Origin of the sequence: Niallia sp. FSL M8-0099, assembly GCF_038006945.1 — a bacterium.
GTDB classification, from domain to species: domain Bacteria; phylum Bacillota; class Bacilli; order Bacillales; family Cytobacillaceae; genus Niallia; species Niallia circulans.
Genome location: NZ_JBBOWF010000002.1, coordinates 593,038 through 612,871, shown reverse-complemented (window position 1 = coordinate 612,871; position 19,834 = coordinate 593,038). Strand labels below are relative to the sequence as shown.

Sequence of the window (19,834 nt, the reverse complement as noted above, 5' to 3'; positions counted from 1 at the left end):
AGGAGAATCATCTAATATAGAAAGTGAGGTTAACATGAATCCACTAGTATCAATAGTAATGCTTTCTTGGAATAGAATAGAAGATGTGAGAGAAAGCTTAACTAGAATTCAGGAAATAAATTATGATTCATTAGAAATTATTGTAGTCGATAATGGTTCAACAGATGGTACACAGGAAATGGTGGAGAGAGATTTTCCTCATGTTCATTTGCTGAGAATGTATAAAAATGTAGGAATTGAAGCATATAATATTGGTTTTGAAAATGCAAGAGGAGAGTTTATCGTCATTATTGATGATGACTCTTTTCCTGAACAGAATTCCATACAACGAATGGTAGATCGCTTCAATGAGGACCCCGAACTTGGAGTGGTAGCTTTTGACGTACGGAACTTTTATCAATATGATGATATGAGAAGAGACAATATTGTGGAGTCTACAACTAAAATAGACTCAAATCAGTATATTATGAGTTTTAATGGTGCTGGTGCTGGTGTAAGAAAGTCAGTTTTTAAACATGCTGGCTATTATCCAGAAGAGTTCTTTCTCTATCATAATGAGTTAGATGTTGCTTATCGCATTTGGAATAATGGATATAAAATTCAATCCTTCTCAGATATTATTTCTTATCATAAATATTCACCAGTAAATCGTAGTTCATGGAGAGCACCATTTTATTATACAAGAAATGCATTTTGGATTATGTGGAAAAACTATCCAATAAAAATTGCCATTCGCGAAACGTTATTTTTCTTGCAGAAGTGTATTTTTTATTCACTGGAGCAATCAACGACTATTTACCTTAAAGCTTTTCTATCTGCAATTTTTGGCATTAATCAAATAAAAGATAAACGGATTCCAATCAAGAAGGAAATTGTGCATAAAATGCGGGCATCTTTAGACTTAGCGTTTACTTTTTACCGTTAGAAAGGATATAGGATGAAAAAATTATTAATTATCCGTTCTGTTCCGATACAGCAATTAGATAATAATCTTCCAGAAATAAGAAAAGAATTTCCAGACCATGAAATAACACTTTTAACCCATTCACATGGGATTAAGTTGGCAGAAAAATATAACGAAGTGAATAAAATTATGGTTTATCCTTTTAAGGCTAAATTTTCTCCACGTATAAAATGGGCTGAATTAGATACTATGTCTTATGATATTGTTATTGTTCCTGTTGCTAACTTAACAGGAGCTGGTTTTTTTAATGTCCTATTATTTAGCTTGAAGATTAGAGCAAAAGAGATTTATATGTGTAACTTAGTTTCAAAAATAGTCAAAATAAATAAATCAAAGTTAATTGCTAAATCCATTTTTCATGGGTTTTGGATGTTCCTTTCATCTATTGTAACGATAGTACTATCTATTCCATTAACGCTTATATTGCCACTTATTTTGAAGAAATTAGAAAAGAATAGTTGAGGTTGTGAAGATATTGTTTGATTATATTGTAATTGGAGCAGGTTTTGCAGGTACTGTAATAGCGGAAAGAATAGCAAGAGTAAATAATAAAAAGGTTCTCTTAATTGAAAAGAGAAATCATATTGGCGGGAATGCCTACGATACTTATGACCGGTCTGGTTTATTAGTTCACCAATATGGTCCCCACATTTTTCATACTAAGTTGAAAGAAGTATGGGACTATTTGTCTGAACATACAGAATGGTATCTTTATCACCACAAGGTATTAGGGAAAATAGATGGAAAAGAAGTTCCTATTCCATTTAATTTAGATTCTCTAGATCAATTATTTCCAAGTGAAATGGCGAAAAGATTAGAGAAAAAATTAATAGAAAACTTTGGTTTTAATGTGAAGGTTCCGATTTTAAAATTAAGAGATACGCAGGATAAAGATCTTCAATTTTTAGCTGATTATATTTATGAAAAGGTATTTTTGAACTATACAATGAAGCAATGGGGTTTGAAGCCAGATGAAATAGACCCATATGTTACTGGCAGAGTACCTGTTTATATTTCTAGGGATGATCGCTATTTTCAAGATCCTTTTCAGGGGATACCGAAATATGGTTATACTAAATTATTTGAGAGCTTGCTAAACCATCCAAACATTAAATTAATGCTGAATACAAATTATAAAGAATTAATAGATATAGATATGAAAGAAAAGAAGATATATTTTGCTGAAAAGGAGTATACCGGGAAAGTTATTTTTACCGGAAAGATTGATGAATTCTTTCAATATAAATATGGAGAGTTACCTTATCGATCTTTACAATTTCAATTTGATACGATTCAAGAAGAGCATTATCAAAAGGTTGGTACGATAAATTATCCGAATGATTATGATTTTACAAGAATAACGGAGTTCAAAAAATTAACTGGGCAAAATCATCCATATACATCCATTGTCCATGAGTATCCAGTTAGCTATGATAAAGATGTGGAAGGCCGAAATATACCTTATTACCCGATACCCAAAGAAGAAAATCATAAAATATATAAGCAATATAAAAAAGAGGCTTCTTTATATGAAAATGTTTATTTTCTTGGAAGGTTAGCTGAATACACATATTATGATATGGATGCAGTTGTAGCAAAAGCTTTAAAAGTATTTAGAAATAAATTAAGTAGTAAATAAAAAAGGCTTGAATTCTCAAGTCTTTTTTTGTTTAATAAACGCTCAACTTTTCCGATAATAATAATGATGATAACAGAACGATAAAAAGGAAGTTTTAAAATGTTTAATCATAAAGCCTATATATTTGATTTGGATGACACCTTGTATTGTGAGCATGATTATGTAAAATCAGGATTTTACAGTGTTGCTTCCTTTCTAGCAAAAGTGAATCCTTTTCTCGATGAAGAAGAATTGGCCGAGCATTTTATAAGGGAATGGAAACAAAACGGACGAGGAAAGGTATTTAATCATGTCTGTGACAGGTATGGTATTCAAGTAGATGTAAAGCAATTAGTAGATGTATATCGTAAGCATGAGCCTTCTATTCATTTATACGAGGACGCTGTTTTATGCCTAAAGAGATTAACGGAAAAGAAGATTCCCATTGGTATTATCACAGATGGGAATTCATCCATGCAATGGAATAAGTTAAGAGCGTTAGGGTTAGATAAGCAAATTCCCTCTATTATTGTTACGGATGATTTAGGTGGTTCTGAGTTTTGGAAGCCTCATCCTCTCGCTTTTCAGAGGATGAGCGATTGTTTAAAGGTGGATATGAAAGACTGTGTATATATTGGGGATAATCCCAATAAGGATTTCGTAACGGCGAAAAAATTAGGTCTCCATACGATCCGTATCGTAAGAGAAATTGGAGATCATATGCAGACAAAACTTGATCAAGGTTATGAAGCAGATAAAAAGATTTATTCCTTAATGGAAATAAGATAGGAAACAGGTGAAAACATGAAAGTTATCGCTATACTACAAGCGCGAATGGGATCGACAAGATTGCCTGGCAAGGTGCTATTACCATTTGGACATACGAACGTGTTAGATTATGCAGTTTCAAGATGCCAGGCAGCAAAAGGTATTGATCAAGTGATTGTGGCGACTTCTGAGAAAGAAGCTGATAACCAGATTGTAGAATGGTGTAATCAAAATGCCATAGAGGTATTTCAAGGTTCGGAAGAAGATGTATTATCTAGATATTTTGAATGTGCAAAACAATATAAAGCAGATTATGTGATCAGGGCACTTGGCGATTGTCCCTTCTTTCATTATGAACTAGCTGATGCGGTTATTGAAGAGACAACGAGAGTGCAAGGAGATATTGCAATATATAAAGAGCTTATTCCATTGGGGTTAGGAGTTGAAATTATTTCTTCCTCAGCGTTGACTTATATCTATAACCATGGCAAGGCAGATTATCATCGAGAGCATGTAACCTACTATGCTTATGAAAATAGAGAATTGTTTAAACAAGTGGACATGGATATTCCCGAGTATGTTTTAGACAAAGATGTAAGATTAACATTAGATACACAAGAGGATTATCAACTCTTATCTGTTATTGCGACGCATTTTGCAGACAATAAATTCATCTCTACAGAGGATATTCTAAACTATCTTGAGGGAAATAAAGAATTAACTATGATAAATCAACATATTGAACAAAAAAAGGTGAAATAAGATGAATCACATGAAAAAGAAATTAGCCTTAGGAACGGTTCAATTAGGACAAACATATGGTATAGCAAACCGAATTGGTCAACCTGATAAGCAAAAAGCAGTAGAAATCTTAAAGTATGCTGTAAAGCACGGAATTATGTCATTTGATACTGCACCTGGATATGGGCAAAGTGAAGAAATAATAGGCTTCTTTTTAAAAGAAGAAATGGGTGAATCGTTAAATATTATTACTAAAATTCCATCTATGAGCGAAAATAATATAGATGAAATAGAAAAATCTATTAGAGCATCACAGAAAAAACTAGGAATAGAAAGTTTATATGGTGTGTTATTTCATGATGCGAATGTTTTGGACAAATTAACGAAAAAAGATTGTGAATGGATTGAAAGGCTGAAAGAGAAATATCACATTGATAAAATGGGAATTTCTATTTATTCACCTGAACAGGTGAAAAGAGTAATAGAGTTAGGGATTTTTGACATCATTCAAGTGCCAATGAATGTTTTGGACCTTCGTTTAATAAATGAGGGGCTTCTACAAGAATTAAGTAATAATAAAATTGAAATCCATGTTAGAAGCGTTTATTTGCAGGGACTATTATTTTTAGAAGAGCAGGAGCTGCCCAATTCTTTAAAAGCTGCCTCTCCGTATTTACTAAAATTAAAAGAAATTGCGGCAAGGGAGAAATTGAAGATAAGTGAGCTCGCTTTTCTTTTTATAAGAGACAATTCTTATGTGGATAAAATGATTGTTGGATGTGAATCTTTGGAACAGTTGAGAGAAAACATACGTATTAGTGAATTGCCTACGCTCTCCTCTTCAATTATGGATGAAATTAATATATCCTTTAGAGATATTCCTGAAAATATAATAAATCCGTCAAAATGGAGGGATTAGTATTGAAATCGTTGAAGGAGTTATTCTCTTTAAAACATAAAACCGCTCTTATAACTGGTGCGAGCGGACATTTAGGCACCGCAATATCTGAAAGTCTTGCAGAGTCAGGTGCCAATGTAATATTAGCAGGCAGAAACCAAGAAAATAATAAGCTGCTTGCGGAAAAATTAAGGAATCAATATGGAGTTATTTGCCTACCTATCTATTTAGACGTTTCAAATAGAGACTCGATTACTAATTGTGTTGAAGTAGCTCTGAAAGAGTTTGAAAAGGTTGATATTCTGATTAATAATGCTTCATATGGATCAACAGGGAAGATTGAATCCATGACTGACAAGATGTGGGAAATGGGTATTGATGGAACAATTAATCAGACCTTTCGCTTGATAAATAGTATTTTGCCCTATATGGTTGCCCAAGGCTCTGGAAATATTATTAATATTTCCTCTATGTATGGAGTAGTATCGCCAAATCCAGAAATATACGGGGACAGTGGCCAAAATAATCCGCCCAATTATGGTGCTGGCAAAGCGGCTATTATCCAATTTACAAAATATATAGCAAGCCATTATGGCAAGGAAGGAATAAGAGCTAATTCCATTTCACCAGGCCCTTTTCCCAAACCTGAAGTACTGAAGAATGGGGAATTTGTAGAACAGCTAGCTAGGAAAAATCCATTGAGTAGAGTGGGAAGGCCGGAAGAATTAAAAGGGGCGGTTGCTTTTCTCGCATCAGATGCTTCTTCTTTTGTAACAGGACATAATCTATGTGTGGATGGTGGTTGGACAGCATGGTAAGTAAATCCTATCGATATAAGTGCCTAAAGGAGAATATTCTAGAGCAGGATAACTATCATATAGAGCCGCTTAGACAAGAAGATATGATGAAGATAAAGGAATATCGAAATAAACAAATGGATGTATTAAGACAAAAGCAGCCATTAACAGATGAAGGACAAGTTTTGTATTACCAAAAAGTAGTGATCCCTCTCTTTGAGGTGGAAGAACCTAAACAATTGCTTTTTAGTTATTTTTATAATAAAGAGTTAATCGGATATGGAGGACTGACAAATATTGATTGGGAGGCTAAACGAGCAGAAGTATCCTTTTTAGTTAATCCTAACCGAGTAAAAAATAATCAACTGTATGAAAAAGATTTTCAGTATTTCTTAAACTTTTTAAAAAGAATAGCGAAACAGCAGTTGAAATTTAATCGTTTATTCACAGAAACGTATGATATAAGGCCATTTCATGTGGGAATTTTAGAAGCAAATGGATTTGAATTTGAGGGAAGAATGAAGGAACATGTTTTAATAAATAACGAATATGTAGATTCATTATTACATGGATGTTTATTAAGGAGTGTAAATAATGCTTAAAGGCAAGCGTGTTTTTGTTAGCGGTGGTGCAGGAGTTATTGGAAGGGAATTAGTTTCTAAGCTTCACCAATTAGGTGCAGAAATTCTTGTAGGAGATTTAAAATTCAAACCAGCAGAATGGTCTGAGGATATTAAATACTGGCAAGGAGATTTAAATTACATAACAAAAGAAGAACTAGATGCTTTTGATCCGGAATATTTTTTTCATTTAGCGGCAACGTTTGAAAGATCGGTGGAAACATATGAATTTTGGAGTGAGAATGATCAGCATAATGTAAAATTAGGCCATCATTTAATGGATTGTTTAAAAGATAATCCAAATTTAAAAAGAGTAGTTTTTGCATCTAGCTACTTAATTTATAATCCTGATTTATATCAATTTAATCAGCCGGCTTCCGTGCCAACATTGTTAAAAGAAAGTGACCCTATCTATCCACGGAACCTGACAGGTGTGGCTAAATTAATGCATGAAATTGAACTGCGCTTTTTAGAGGGATTCAACCAGGTTTCTTTTAGTTCGGTTAATGCTCGAATTTATCGCGTTTATGGAAAGAATTCTCGTGACATCATATCAAGATGGGTTAGAGCTCTATTAAATAAGGAGCCAATAAAAGTCTATCGAAAAGAAGGCATGTTTGACTATATTTATGCAGGAGAAGTGGCGGAAGGGCTTTTAAGGCTCGCTGTTAGCGATGCAAGTGGTATTGTGAATCTTGGTAATGGAAACGCACGAAAAGTGTCAGATATAATAGCTGTTTTAAAACAGCATTTTCCTGATATGGATTATTCGGAAGAAGAAAGTGATATCCTTTATGAAGCCTCTCAAGCTGATGTAACAAAGTTAAAACAATATACTGGTTGGATACCTGAAAAACAAGTAGAGGATATGATTCCAGAATTAATTGCTTTTGAAAAGAAACAGGCGGAGAAACAGATAGAAAATGCTAAAACATTTGGCAATATTTTAATTACAAGTGCCTCAAAAAAAGTACCTTTAATAGAATCAGTTAGAAAAGCTGTTCAAAAATTAGGGTGGGATAGCAAAATAATAAGTGCAGATGGTAACGAAAATTGTATTGCAGCTTATTTTACTGATGATTTTTGGCATATGCCATTACTTTCTGATTTAACTGTTGAGGAGCTGTTACGTTATTGTAAAGAAAATACAATTAAATATATTATTCCGACACGTGATGGGGAATTATTATGGTTTGCTCGTAATAAAGACCGATTAGCAACAGCGGGTGTATATGTTATGGTATCAGATGAAAAGGGAATCGCTGCTTCTTTAGATAAATTAACTTTTGCTAAGGAGTTAGAGTCACTAAGCCTTCCTGTCATTCCCACTGCTTTATCGATTGATCAAGTTAAAGCGAGTTCCTATGTGGTGAAAGAAAGATTTGGTGCAGGGTCTCAAAATATCGGATTAAATTTAAACGAAGCAAGAGCAAAATTGCATGCAGAAAAACTAAAGAAGCCAATCTATCAGCCCTATATAGAAGGGCAAGAAATAAGCGTAGATTTATATGTTGGCAAAAATGGAAAGGCTAAAGGAGCCATATGTAGAACACGAGACTTAGTAGTTAATGGGGAATCTCAGATTACTACAACCATTCAAGACCAACGTTTAGAAGAATTAGCAACAGTATTAGTAGAAAAATTAAATTTATATGGACATGTTGTTTTGCAGGTTATAAAAGACGAGAAGGAAAATTATCACATAATAGAGTGCAATGCTAGATTTGGCGGAGCAAGTACATTAAGTATAAATGCAGGGTTAGATAGTTTCCGTTGGTTTTTATTAGAGTCAGAGGGAATGAACATTGATGATTATTCCTTTGTTCCCGCAAAAACTGGAGTGAAAATGATCCGCTTTGCCAGTGATACATTTGTTAAGTAAGTACTATAATAAAGAAGTGAAATTCCTTGAGAAGATGAAATAATATAGTAGGATTCTTGTTAAAAGTGATAAAATGTTTATACCAAAATAAAGTTAAACTATTTATTGCCTTTTATTTGCAGAGGAATAATTCTCGGGTATATCCCCAATTTAAAAAACATAGAAAAATCAATATTTAAAAATAAATAAAAAGAGGGTAAAAATGAAAGAGATACGCATTGGAAACCGATTAATTGGAGAAAATCATCCTCCCTTTATTATCGCGGAGATGTCCGGAAATCATAATCAATCATTAGAAAGAGCATTACAAATTGTTGAAAAAGCTGCGGAAGCAGGTGTCGATGCGATAAAGTTACAAACCTATACAGCCGATACAATGACATTGGATATTGATGAAGGCGAGTTTTTTATTGAGAATGACAATAATTTATGGAAGGGAAGCTCACTCTATAAATTATATAAAGAAGCATATACTCCTTGGGAATGGCATGAACAAATTTTTAAGAGATGTGAGGAGTTAGGTATAATAGCTTTCAGTTCTCCTTTTGATGAAAGTGCGGTTGACTTTTTAGAAACATTAAATGTTCCTGCATATAAAATTGCGTCTTTTGAAAATGTGGATATTCCTCTTATCAAGAAAGTCGCTTCGACAGGCAAACCAGTTATTATTTCTACTGGTATGGCGAGTATCGCTGAAATTGATGAGGCAGTACGCACAGCGAGAGAGGCAGGGTGTGAGGATTTAATATTATTGAAGTGTACAAGTACCTATCCTTCTTCTCCAGAGAATACCAATATTAGAACAATTCCACATATGAAAGAGCTTTTTAAATGTGAGGTTGGTTTGTCAGACCATACGTTAGGTGTGGGTGTCTCTGTTGCTAGCGTAGCTTTAGGAGCTACCGTAATAGAAAAGCATTTTACTACACTACGGTCTGATGGTGGAGTGGACTCTACCTTTTCAATGGAACCACAAGAAATGAAAGTACTAGTGGAAGATAGTAAGCGAGCATGGCAGAGTTTAGGGAAAGTTACTTATGGAACAACGAAAGATGAATCCGCCTCTTTAGAACATCGACGCTCTCTTTATATTGTTGAAGATGTAGAAGAAGGAGAGATAGTTACTACTGAAAATGTTCGATCTATCCGTCCGGGTAAAGGGTTGGCGCCTAAATATTTTGAACAGACATTAGGGATGAAATTTCAGAAATCTTTTAAAAAAGGAACACCATTATCTTGGGATTGTTTCAAATAAAATAATAGGGTGCTGATGGATTGGAAACAGTTAATAAGACTATTGTAATTTTTCTAGGTCATAGTCAATATAACTCGATGCGTAATATGTCAGAAGAAATTGGATTAGCGTTTGTAAAATTAAGTTTTCAAGTAATAAAAATCGATTTATTAGAAAAGGATTGGGTCGGTAAATTAGAAACTACGATTAAGGAAGAAAATGTATCTTTTTTCTTTGGGATGAATGGTTGGGGGGCAGATATAAAATCTGGAGAAAAATCCCTCTATGATGTAATTAATATCCCGCTTTTTGCCTTTTTTGTCGACCATCCATTATATCATCTAGAAAGATTAAAACTTACGATAAAAAATCTTGTTGTTTCATTTGTTGATAAAAGCCATCTAGTAGATTTAAATTACTTTGTAAATAATATGGCAACTAAAGTCTTTATTCCGCATGGCACAGATTATACTAATGAAATCCGAAAGCCTATTTCTGAAAGAAAAATTGATATTCTTTTTACAGGCAGTGGAGTAAATCCTGACCAAGTTTTAAATGGATGGAAACACCTTCCCTCAGGTTTACGCAAAGTAATGATTGACACATCGGAAAAATTGTTAAGTGGTACGAACAAAAATCTGCAGACAAATTTCTTTGAAACATTAGAGCAAATGGATATTAAGATCAATACGTTTTATTCTGATAGTGTAGGGAAATTATTATATGAAATTGATCGATACACTCGTTTTTATCGACGAAGGAAGCTTATAGAGAGTTTACTTGATTGTCCCATTTCTATTTATGGAAGCGGGTGGGACTTTTTGGAAGGTAAGAAAAATTCACAAGCTAAGATATATTCATCAGTAGATGCTATTGCGATGAAGGAGCTATTAAAGGAAACAAAAATAGCACTTAATATTTTTCCTAATTTTCCAAATGGAACGCATGAAAGAATTTTTGATAGTATGATGATGGGAGCTACCTGTTTAACAGATGAAAATAGCTATATAAGTAAAAGGTATACCCATAACAATGACATTATCTATTATCAACATAATGATCCATTACTCCCTGAAAGAATAAAAGCTTATTTGGAGAATGAAGAATTGTTACAAAATATAGCGAATAAGGGATTTGAACAAACCAATCAAAATCATACATGGATTAATAGAGCATTAAAAATACTAGAGACTATTGATATACATCAAGGTTTAAGAGCAATTCAGTAGGAGGATTAAATTTGAAGAATATTCTATTAACAGGCGGAGCAGGCTTTATTGGCAGAGCTGTGGCAAAGAAGCTGCTTGCAGATGGACATAAAGTCTGGATTTTAGATGATTTATCTAATGGCAGTGAGGAAAATATTGAGGAATTTAAAGATCAACTGGAGGAATTCATTATTGGAGATATTAAGGATGAGGGATTGCTAGAGGAATTGTTTGCTAAAGCGTCCTTCGATACTTGTTATCATCTTGGAGCATCTATTAATGTCCAAGATTCGATTGATGATCCTCGAACAACTTTTAACAACGATACTATCGGAACTTTCTATGTATTGGAACAGTGTAGAAAAAACAACACAAAGGTTGTATTTATGAGTACATGTATGGTGTATGATCAATGTACAGATGAAACTGGGATAACAGAACAGCATCCGATTAAACCAGCTTCTCCATATGCAGGAAGTAAAATTGCAGCGGAAAATATGGTTTTGTCATATTATCATGCTTACGGTTTACCAACTGTTGTAATCCGTCCGTTTAATACATATGGACCATTTCAGAAAACAGGAGGAGAAGGTGGCGTAGTAGCCATTTTTCTGAAGAAAAAATTAGCTGGAGAGCAGCTTCATATATATGGAGAGGGAACGCAAACAAGAGATTTATTATATGTGGAAGACTGTGCGGAATTTGTTGTGAGTGCTGGATATTCCGATGCTGTAAATGGAGAAATTGTGAATGCTGGTTTAGGCAGAGATGTTTCTATCAATGAACTAGCTCTTAAAATTGTTGGCGATTCAGAGCGTATTAAGCATATTGAGCATATTCATCCACAAAGTGAGATTCAAAAACTTTTATGCAATTATGATAAGGCAAAACAATTATTAAATTGGAGCCCTAAGTATACGTTAGAAGCTGGATTAAAAGAAACGGAAGAATGGATTAAAAGTCACCTAATGTAAGGTGGCTTTTTTCCAAAGGAGGAAGATGAAATGGAATTAGCAATGTATGGAGGACAACCAGTAAGACAGGATTTTCTGTCATATGGGCAACAATGGATTACCAAAGAAGATGTACAGGCAGTTGTAGAAACATTGCAAAGTCCTTATTTAACACAGGGTCCTAAAATTGATCAATTTGAACAGGCGATAGCAGAATATGCCGGCACAAAATATGCCGTTGCTTTTATAAATGGCACGGCTGCTCTGCATGGTGCTTGTTATGCAGCTGGCATAGATGATGGAGATGAAGTCATTACAACCCCAATGACATTTGCAGCGTCCGCCAACTGTGTTCTTTATATGGGAGGAAAACCAGTCTTTGCAGATATTGATAATCAAACTTATAACATTGATCCCAAAAGTATCGAGAAACTTATTACTTCTAAAACAAAGGCTGTTATTGCCGTAGATTATACGGGACAGCCGGCGGATCTAGATGAAATTAAAGCGTTATGTAAAAAGCATCATTTAGTTTTTATAGAAGACGGTGCACATTCGATTGGTGCCTCCTATAAGGGAGAAAAAGTTGGTTCACAAGCTGATATGACGATGTTCAGCTTTCATCCTGTCAAGCATATAACAACCGGTGAAGGTGGCATTATTGTCACTAATTCAGAAGAATATGCAAAAAAACTTCGTTTATTTCGATCACATGGCATCACGAAGGATACTTTAAAAGGGGATGAGGGGCCATGGTGCTATGAAATGGTTGATTTAGGTATGAACTACAGAATGACAGATATACAAGCAAGTTTAGGATGTTCGCAATTAAAAAGACTAGATAGTTTTGTGAAAAGACGCAGAGAGATTGCTAATCAATATACAGCTGCTTTTCATAACATTCCAAATGTAGTGGTACCTTTTCAAAAGGCAGATGGTGAATCTAGCTGGCATTTATACATGCTTCGATTGCGATTAGACAGTTTAAGTGCAGATAGAAAAACAATATTTGAAGCTTTACGTGCTGAAAATATAGGTGTTCATGTTCATTACATCCCAGTTCATACTTTAGCTTATTACCAGAACTTAGGGTATAAGAAAGGGATTTGTCCTAACGCTGAAGTCTACTATGAAGAAGCAATTACCCTTCCTTTATTTCCGAAAATGACAGATGATGATGTGCAATCTGTAATAAAAGCTGTACAGAAAGTAATCGTCTATTTTTCAAAAAAAAGGTAATGTTCCGCATTTATTCCATTTTATTAACAATTGAAATAACTTTTTTGTTAATAAATGTTTAGAGTATCCGATATAAAAGTTAAAGGATCTGATAGAGGAGCTGTTATATGGATGAAATTGGAGATGAATCAACAATCGACTATATCTAACTTAGTGAACTCAACCAGAAATGATAATGAAATAAGCGTAAATAATAACTATTCAAAATTAGTGGATACTCTTTCAGAAGATTCGACTAATGTTCTGAAAAAAGAGAAAGCGGAAGAAATAGTAACAAGTATCAATGAATTCTTAAAGCCACATTATACTTCTATAAATTTTAAGGTCCATGATGAAACAGAACGGTATTATATAGAAGTCGTTGATAAAGCTACAGATAAGGTTATAAGAGAAATACCATCTAAAGAACTTCTAGACATCTATGCAAAAATGACAGAGTTTATCGGAATATTTATCGATAAAAAGCTTTAAATTATAGGAGGTTTTATAATGAGTGTAAATTCAATAAAATTCACCGGTCTTGCCAGTGGACTTGACACGCAATCGATTGTCGATTCATTAATGAAAGTGCAGCGTTTACCCCTAGACAAACTTAATCAAAAAAAGCAAATCTTAGAATGGCAACGTGATAACTATCGAACAATGAATGCTAAATTGAAAGAGTTTGATACATTTATTTTTGAGGGAGTTTTTAAACAGTCAAATATGATGAAACGAACAGCTGTTTCATCGAATAAGGACATTGTATCGGTAAGCGCAAGTGCAAATGCAGGAAACGTTTCTTATAATATTTCTAATGTTACGATGGCTACTTCTGCGAGAGTAGAAAGTGCAAGTACGAGTGAAAAATTAAGTATAAGTAAAGGGCTTGATGAAAAAATTGATCCTACAAAAAGTTTACTTTCTCAGCAGAGTAAATTATCTCAATCAGGTATAGCTTGGAATGGGGACTCTTATACACAAAAAATAACTGGTGGTGGAACAGAGCTTTACTTATCTGGAACATCATTAAGTAATTTAAGTGGTGGAACTGAAAGTGGAAAACTTGATGTATACGATTCAAATAACAACTTAAAAAAATCATATACGATTGAATTAATTAGTGGCGATGTTCCTGCCACGAAAAATCCGGATACAGTGTATATTGATCCGGCAACGGGAAGAGTGGTTTTTGGCGAACCGTTAGCTGAGGATAGCACGTTTGAGTTAACTGGTACAAAAAACAGCTATTTAGAATTTGATATTCAAACAACCAACGAAGATGGAACAAAAAATAAGCAAAGTTTTAAAATTGATGGTTCCACTTCATTAAATAGTATGTTTAGTAAAATTAATAGCTCCAATGTTGGTATCAGTATGTTTTACGATACTGGTACTGACAAAGTAGTAGCACAACGTACAGCTACAGGAAATTTAGACACTGGCGATGAAAAGGATTTTCCTGGGACTGATAACTTTTTCACTGATGTATTAAAATTATCTGTAAAAACTGCGGGTACGGACGCTAAATTCACGATTAATGGTTTAGAGACTACTAGAAAATCTAATACCTTTATCATGAACGATGTTACCTTTAATTTAAATAAAAATACGACTGCCGGTGAAAGTGTGAATGTAAATATTCAAACTGATACAGATAGTATTTTTGATACGATAAAATCTTTTGTAGATAAATATAATGAAACAATCGGTGCCGTTAATACAGAACTTACTGCTGAGCGTTATTCAGGTTTTCAGCCACTTACGGATGAAGAGAAGGCGGCTATGAGTGAAAAGGAAATTGAGCAGTGGGAAGAAAAGGCGAAAAGTGGTTTACTTAAGAGAGATTCTATTTTAACAACTGGTTTAAATAAAATGAGAAACTCCTTATATGCGTCTGTAACAGTTAATGATACGACAAAAACAAATGAAAAATATAATCAATTGGCTGAAATTGGGATTACCACTACGAAGGACTATTTAGAACGTGGTAAGTTAGAAATTAATGAAGATAAATTAAAAGCTGCAATTGAGGATAATCCGGAAGCGGTGTATCAGTTATTTATGGCGGATGGCCCGACATCTGATCAACAAGGATTAGCGAGAAGATTAAGAACGAATATATCCGATACAATGAAACAAATTGAGGAAAAAGCAGGTAATACGTTTAAAACGGAGTATAACTATACCATTGGTAAAGATATGCTACGAATTGATGATGATATTGAATCTCTAGAATATCGTTTAAAGCAAATAGAGGATCGTTATTGGGCACAATATAACGCAATGGAAAAAGCTATACAGAATTTAAATAATCAATCTTCGCAACTAGCAGGCTTTTTTGCGCAAAATGCATCATAATAATAATTTTAGGGGGAATAAGTAAATGGCAATTAATCAACCATACCAAACCTATAAGCAAAACGCAGTCAATACTTCGTCTCCCGGTGACTTGACTCTTATGCTATATAATGGTTGTTTGAAATTTATTACATTAGCCAAGAGAGCTATTGAGGATAAAAATATTGAAAAACGAAATGAAAATCTTGGTAAAGCCCAAAATATCATTAATGAATTGATGATTACATTAGATTTAGAGATTGATATTTCTAAGAATATGCTCCAAATGTATGACTATATTTACAGAAGATTAGTGGAAGCTAACACTAAGAATGATATTAATATATTAAGTGAAGTCGAAGGTTACGTTATCGAATTCCGTGATACTTGGAAAGAAGTAATGAAATTAGCGAAAAAAGATAATGGACCTTCTAATGGATTAGCATAATGAGTCTATTAACTGACTATAAAGAATGTACTAAAAAGCTGCTTGGGCTTCTTACTATAGATGAAGGAAAGATGGATGATAGAGAAATTGTTATAAAGGAAATAAATGATTTACTAGAGAAGAGGCAAGAACTATTAAATCAGCTTCCTTTATGGCCGAATATCAGTGAAGCAGATAAAAAAGAAATGCTGGCTTCAGAGAAACTCCTAAAGGATAAAATGATTATTCTGCAAAGGAAAGTAAAAACGGACTTAAAGCAGCAGCAAGTGAGAAAGAAAAGGATTAATCAATATAATGATCCCTACGGTGGAAATATTTCTACAGATGGTATGTTTTATGATAAGAAAAAATAAAAATGTTGTTGCCTTTTAGGTAACAACATTTTTATTGTTATTATACTCAAATCACCCGAGACAACCCAACACGAGTCTGCTTATTCTCAATACTTTCACCGATCAAAATAATTTCTGAATCAGCGTCCTTTGGAGCAATAATACTGTGATCTCCCACTGTTACATTGCATGCCGTTACACTTTTTTCAATGACAACATTTTCACCGATAACGGTTCCAGGCAGGAGTACGGAATCTTTGACGATTGCTCCTTTTCCGATAATGACATCATTGAAGATAACAGAGTTTTCAACAGTTCCATAAATTTCGCAGCCTTCACTGATAATGGAGCGATTTACGGTAGCGGAAGATTCGATATAGGACGGGGCGTAGCACTGTTCGTGGGTAAATACGGTCCAGTCTTTGTCATTTAGAAAGATATTGCTTTCCTTTGATAATAAGTCCATATTTGCTTCCCAGAAGCTGTCAATCGTCCCAACGTCCTTCCAATAACCTTTAAATGTGTAAGCATGTAATTTACGGTTATCTGTCAGCATGGCAGGAATAATATCTTTACCAAAGTCCTTAGAAGATAATTCATTTTTTTCTTCTTTTTGCAGATAGGATTTAAGCGTTTTCCATTTGAAAATATATACACCCATGGAAGCTAAATTTGATTTAGGATTAGATGGTTTTTCTTCAAAATCGACGATTCGATTATTGTTGCCATCTGTGTTCATGATACCGAAACGATTTGCTTCCTCCCACGGAACCTCAGTAACGGAAATGGTTGCATCTGCACCTGTTTTGATATGCTGTTGCAGCATTAAATTATAATCCATTTTGTAAATATGGTCGCCAGAAATAACAAGAACATAATCCGGGTTATACTGGTCAATATAGGATATATTTTGATAGATAGCATGGGCTGTACCATCATACCAGCGTTCTTCTGTACCACATTGGTATGGAGGGAGGATGCTAAGTCCGCCATCTCTGCTGTCCAAATCCCAATCTTTTCCGTCTTTAATGTAATTTTGCAGTACATGCGGCTGATATTGTGTTAATACACCAACAGTATCTATTCCTGAATTACGGCAATTACTTAATGTAAAATCAACAATTCGGTATTTTCCCCCAAAAGGTACTGCCGGTTTTGCTAATTCTTCTGTTAGTTTTTTTAGTCTTGTCCCTCTTCCGCCAGCCAATAGCATTGCAATACATTTTTTATTCAAAATAGATCCCTCCAGTATGCGTTATCAAAGTTCATTTGTTAGAAATTCAAAAGAAAGTAATTTATTACTTATTTTACCAGGAAGATTTCAAATTTTAAGAACACTTCTTAAAAAAGCAAATGTTCTTCCTTTTCGTATCAAGTAGATCTATTTCGCTTATAAACGATCGTCTTCCCACATCTTGTAATAGTACTCTTCCTCTTCCATTTCTATTAATTCTAATTCAGGCTGATTTTGCAAAATTGCTTCACTCATTCTTTTACCTCCAGGTTAAATTCTTAATGTGTTCATTGTAGCAAATATAAAACATTGAATTGTAAAAATATTTTGATTAATTTCGCTAAAACTCGACACCGACCAAATAAGTAATACTCATAATTCCATCTATTGTTAGGAATATAGGCTTCTTCTCATAGATTATGTCGAAATGTTTTTCAAAAGAGAGAATGGTTGTATAGATATTTAACTTCAATAGCCTCTACTTTTGAAATAGAAATAAATAGTTATACTAACACTTGCCTATCTTCTTTTTTCAAAGAACTAGTTCTTTTATTAGGTGATCAGCCATTTCCTTTTCGTACGAGCTATATGTTTTGATTATGGTGTATATATAACCGCTGTTAATCGATTTGAAACATTTTCTAACATAAAAATTTGTTGAAAATAATTTTTGATAGAATAATAGTAAGCGTTTGTATTTAAAAAGTTCACAATTTTGTCGAAATTTCTTATCGTTTTAGCAGGATTTTGCCAGGGTATGATAGAAATAGATAGTATAGTCAAAATAATTCCTTATATGGTATATTTTCATTTCCTATAAGGAAAAAATAAGACTTGCACTGGAAACTATAAAGGAGGAGTAACTTATGAATTTCAACATTAGAGGAGAAAACATTGAGGTAACTCCAGCAATTAGAGAGTATGTCGAAAAGAAAATCTCTAAATTAGAAAGATATTTTTCTGAATCACCAGATGCACAAGTAAATGTGAATTTAAAAACGTACAATGATAAAACATCCAAGGTAGAGGTTACAATTCCAATGTCCCAGTTGCTGTTACGTGCAGAAGAAGATCATATCGATATGTATGCAGCTATTGATTTAATCTCTGATAAATTAGAAAGACAAATAAGAAAACATAAAACAAAAGTAAATCGTAAGCATAGAGAAAAAGGGAATCTGAATGAATTATTTGGTTCTTACGAAAGTACACCAAATGTGGAGGAAGAAGAACAGGAGCTAGAGATTGTCCGCCAAAAACGCTTCAATCTAAAACCAATGGATAGTGAAGAGGCAATCCTGCAAATGGATTTACTAGGTCATAACTTCTTCGTCTACACAGATGCAGAAACAAACAACACCAATATCGTCTACAAACGTAAAGACGGAAAGTATGGCTTAATTGAAGCTCAATAAGTATGGTAAAGCCTGCAATGACAAATTGCAGGCTTTATTCTATGTGCTTATATAATACACGAGAAAAATCTGTTAAAAACCCATAAGTCAATAGACATTTCAACTAAATATTCCATTCGATTTTGTTACCAGTCTAGAAAGTTTGAAAATTCTAAAAAGTGCTTTCTTATTTCCTATCGACAAGCTATAATGAAACATATTTTAAAACAGAAGATGCGTGGTGATTAAGTGAAGTTAGATGCAATAGATAAAAAGATATTAGCGTTATTAACAGAAAATGGAAGACTCTCATATGTAGAAATCGGAAAAGAGCTTCAATTATCCCGAGTTGCTATAAGAGAGCGTGTCAGCCAGCTAATCGAAAATGGAGTGATTGAAAAATTCAGTGCCGTTATCAATTCAGAAAAAGTAGGCAAAACAGTTTCTGCCTTTTTTGAGGTAGACTGCGAGCCTGCTTCCCTCATTCAAGTAGCCCAAACGCTAGCAGAAAATCCTGTAGTGGCCAGCTGTTATCAAATGACGGGTCCAAGTACCTTACATATGCACGTTCTCGTCGAAGACTTCGAAGCACTAGAAAGCTTCACAAACAACGAATTATATTCCCTAGAAGGCATCACAAGAGTAGAAAGCCATATCCTTTTAAGAAGGTTTAAAAGTAGAAATGGTTTAAAAATTTGATGTATATGGGGCTGGGACAAAACTAAAAAGGCAATGCTTGAAGCTGAATAATCATTTGTTGAATTAGACAAATGATAAATAGAATCTATTTTTGTTTTTTACCCCATTTTTAAGATTAGTGAAATGGAGCGGAAGACACTCGACTCCTGCGGGAAATAGAGGAAAGGCTGAGACCCCGCAGCGCAGTTAGGAGGCTCAGTTTCCTCCCCGCGGAAAGCGAGTGACTGGAGCGCAAGAGAAAAAAACAATCCCTGTTATATCTTTAATACTTTCCTCCTCTTTGTTTTTATTTTGGATAATTATCTTTATCCTATTGTTTACTGGGCAAATTGACTTTGCTCCGTAAATAAGAAAAGAAATTATGTGGGGCACAGGCTTACCTCTATTTCCTGCAAAAGTTTAATGTCCTCCGTTGCCCTACGTTAATCAAGTATAGTGGATGATTCCCGCAAACCTTCTTTCTTAAAAAACACTTTACATAATGAA

At 34.0% G+C, this 19,834-nt stretch carries 20 protein-coding genes; 19 read left to right on the top strand and 1 reads right to left on the bottom strand.

Annotated features, from left to right (window positions below):
- Positions 1-34: 34 nt before the first annotated feature.
- The 17 genes from NSQ92_RS17855 (at position 35) to NSQ92_RS17775 (ending at position 16,042) form a co-directional block, all read left to right on the top strand.
- Positions 35-925 (top strand): glycosyltransferase family 2 protein, encoded by an 891-nt coding sequence (locus NSQ92_RS17855; RefSeq protein ID WP_047944787.1) that lies wholly within the window; start codon positions 35-37, stop codon positions 923-925.
- A 12-nt stretch (positions 926-937) separates the two neighbouring features.
- Positions 938-1,426 carry a glycosyltransferase family 9 protein gene (locus NSQ92_RS17850; protein WP_047944788.1) on the top strand — a complete coding sequence of 163 codons (489 nt, stop codon included), beginning with the start codon at positions 938-940 and terminating at the stop codon, positions 1,424-1,426.
- 4 nt (positions 1,427-1,430) lie between these two features.
- A complete protein-coding gene (gene glf / locus NSQ92_RS17845) occupies positions 1,431-2,603 on the top strand; it encodes a UDP-galactopyranose mutase (protein WP_341153011.1) in 1,173 nt (390 codons plus the stop codon).
- 99 nt (positions 2,604-2,702) lie between these two features.
- A complete protein-coding gene (locus NSQ92_RS17840; protein WP_341153010.1) occupies positions 2,703-3,371 on the top strand; it encodes an HAD family hydrolase in 669 nt (222 codons plus the stop codon).
- 15 nt (positions 3,372-3,386) lie between these two features.
- Positions 3,387-4,112: a glycosyltransferase family protein gene (locus NSQ92_RS17835; RefSeq protein WP_341153009.1), complete on the top strand. Its 726-nt coding sequence runs from the start codon at positions 3,387-3,389 to the stop codon at positions 4,110-4,112.
- Position 4,113: 1 nt separating this feature from the next.
- Complete coding sequence (locus tag NSQ92_RS17830) at positions 4,114-5,010, top strand: aldo/keto reductase (RefSeq protein ID WP_341153008.1); 897 nt, start codon at positions 4,114-4,116, stop codon at positions 5,008-5,010.
- Between the two features lie 2 nt (positions 5,011-5,012).
- Entirely contained in the window at positions 5,013-5,807 is a 795-nt protein-coding gene (locus NSQ92_RS17825) for an SDR family NAD(P)-dependent oxidoreductase (protein ID WP_341153007.1), read from the top strand.
- A complete protein-coding gene (locus NSQ92_RS17820) occupies positions 5,801-6,388 on the top strand; it encodes a GNAT family N-acetyltransferase (RefSeq protein WP_341153006.1) in 588 nt (195 codons plus the stop codon). The genes NSQ92_RS17825 and NSQ92_RS17820 overlap by 7 nt, the downstream gene beginning before the upstream one ends.
- Positions 6,381-8,288 carry an NAD-dependent epimerase/dehydratase family protein gene (locus NSQ92_RS17815; protein WP_082138406.1) on the top strand — a complete coding sequence of 636 codons (1,908 nt, stop codon included), beginning with the start codon at positions 6,381-6,383 and terminating at the stop codon, positions 8,286-8,288. Before NSQ92_RS17820 ends, NSQ92_RS17815 begins: the two co-directional genes overlap by 8 nt.
- A 202-nt stretch (positions 8,289-8,490) precedes the next feature.
- Positions 8,491-9,543 (top strand): pseudaminic acid synthase, encoded by a 1,053-nt coding sequence (gene pseI / locus NSQ92_RS17810; RefSeq protein WP_047943885.1) that lies wholly within the window; start codon positions 8,491-8,493, stop codon positions 9,541-9,543.
- Between the two features lie 20 nt (positions 9,544-9,563).
- Positions 9,564-10,751 carry a glycosyltransferase family protein gene (locus tag NSQ92_RS17805; protein ID WP_047943886.1) on the top strand — a complete coding sequence of 396 codons (1,188 nt, stop codon included), beginning with the start codon at positions 9,564-9,566 and terminating at the stop codon, positions 10,749-10,751.
- An 11-nt stretch (positions 10,752-10,762) separates the two neighbouring features.
- The gene (locus NSQ92_RS17800) at positions 10,763-11,704 is read left to right on the top strand and encodes an SDR family NAD(P)-dependent oxidoreductase (RefSeq protein WP_341153005.1); all 942 of its coding nucleotides are present in this window, start codon (positions 10,763-10,765) and stop codon (positions 11,702-11,704) included.
- A 30-nt stretch (positions 11,705-11,734) separates the two neighbouring features.
- Positions 11,735-12,922, top strand: coding sequence for a UDP-4-amino-4,6-dideoxy-N-acetyl-beta-L-altrosamine transaminase (pseC, locus tag NSQ92_RS17795; RefSeq protein WP_341153004.1), 1,188 nt, complete (start codon positions 11,735-11,737; stop codon positions 12,920-12,922).
- A 111-nt stretch (positions 12,923-13,033) separates the two neighbouring features.
- Positions 13,034-13,393, top strand: coding sequence for a flagellar protein FlaG (locus NSQ92_RS17790; RefSeq protein ID WP_186325682.1), 360 nt, complete (start codon positions 13,034-13,036; stop codon positions 13,391-13,393).
- 18 nt (positions 13,394-13,411) lie between these two features.
- On the top strand, positions 13,412-15,262 hold the full coding sequence (fliD, locus tag NSQ92_RS17785; protein WP_341153003.1) for a flagellar filament capping protein FliD: 1,851 nt from the start codon (positions 13,412-13,414) through the stop codon (positions 15,260-15,262).
- Between the two features lie 25 nt (positions 15,263-15,287).
- Positions 15,288-15,689, top strand: a complete 402-nt coding sequence (gene fliS, locus NSQ92_RS17780; protein ID WP_341153002.1) for a flagellar export chaperone FliS — start codon at positions 15,288-15,290, stop codon at positions 15,687-15,689.
- Positions 15,689-16,042: a hypothetical protein gene (locus NSQ92_RS17775; RefSeq protein WP_341153001.1), complete on the top strand. Its 354-nt coding sequence runs from the start codon at positions 15,689-15,691 to the stop codon at positions 16,040-16,042. Before fliS ends, NSQ92_RS17775 begins: the two co-directional genes overlap by 1 nt.
- Before the next feature lie 46 nt (positions 16,043-16,088).
- On the opposite strand, the gene NSQ92_RS17770 is transcribed toward NSQ92_RS17775, so the two are convergent.
- Entirely contained in the window at positions 16,089-17,258 is a 1,170-nt protein-coding gene (locus tag NSQ92_RS17770) for a glucose-1-phosphate adenylyltransferase (protein ID WP_341153294.1), read from the bottom strand.
- Positions 17,259-18,121: 863 nt separating this feature from the next.
- Here NSQ92_RS17770 and hpf point away from each other — a divergent pair.
- On the top strand, positions 18,122-18,670 hold the full coding sequence (gene hpf, locus NSQ92_RS17765; RefSeq protein ID WP_144546078.1) for a ribosome hibernation-promoting factor, HPF/YfiA family: 549 nt from the start codon (positions 18,122-18,124) through the stop codon (positions 18,668-18,670).
- Positions 18,671-18,898: 228 nt separating this feature from the next.
- Positions 18,899-19,348, top strand: coding sequence for an Lrp/AsnC family transcriptional regulator (locus NSQ92_RS17760; RefSeq protein WP_341153000.1), 450 nt, complete (start codon positions 18,899-18,901; stop codon positions 19,346-19,348).
- Positions 19,349-19,834: the final 486 nt, after the last annotated feature.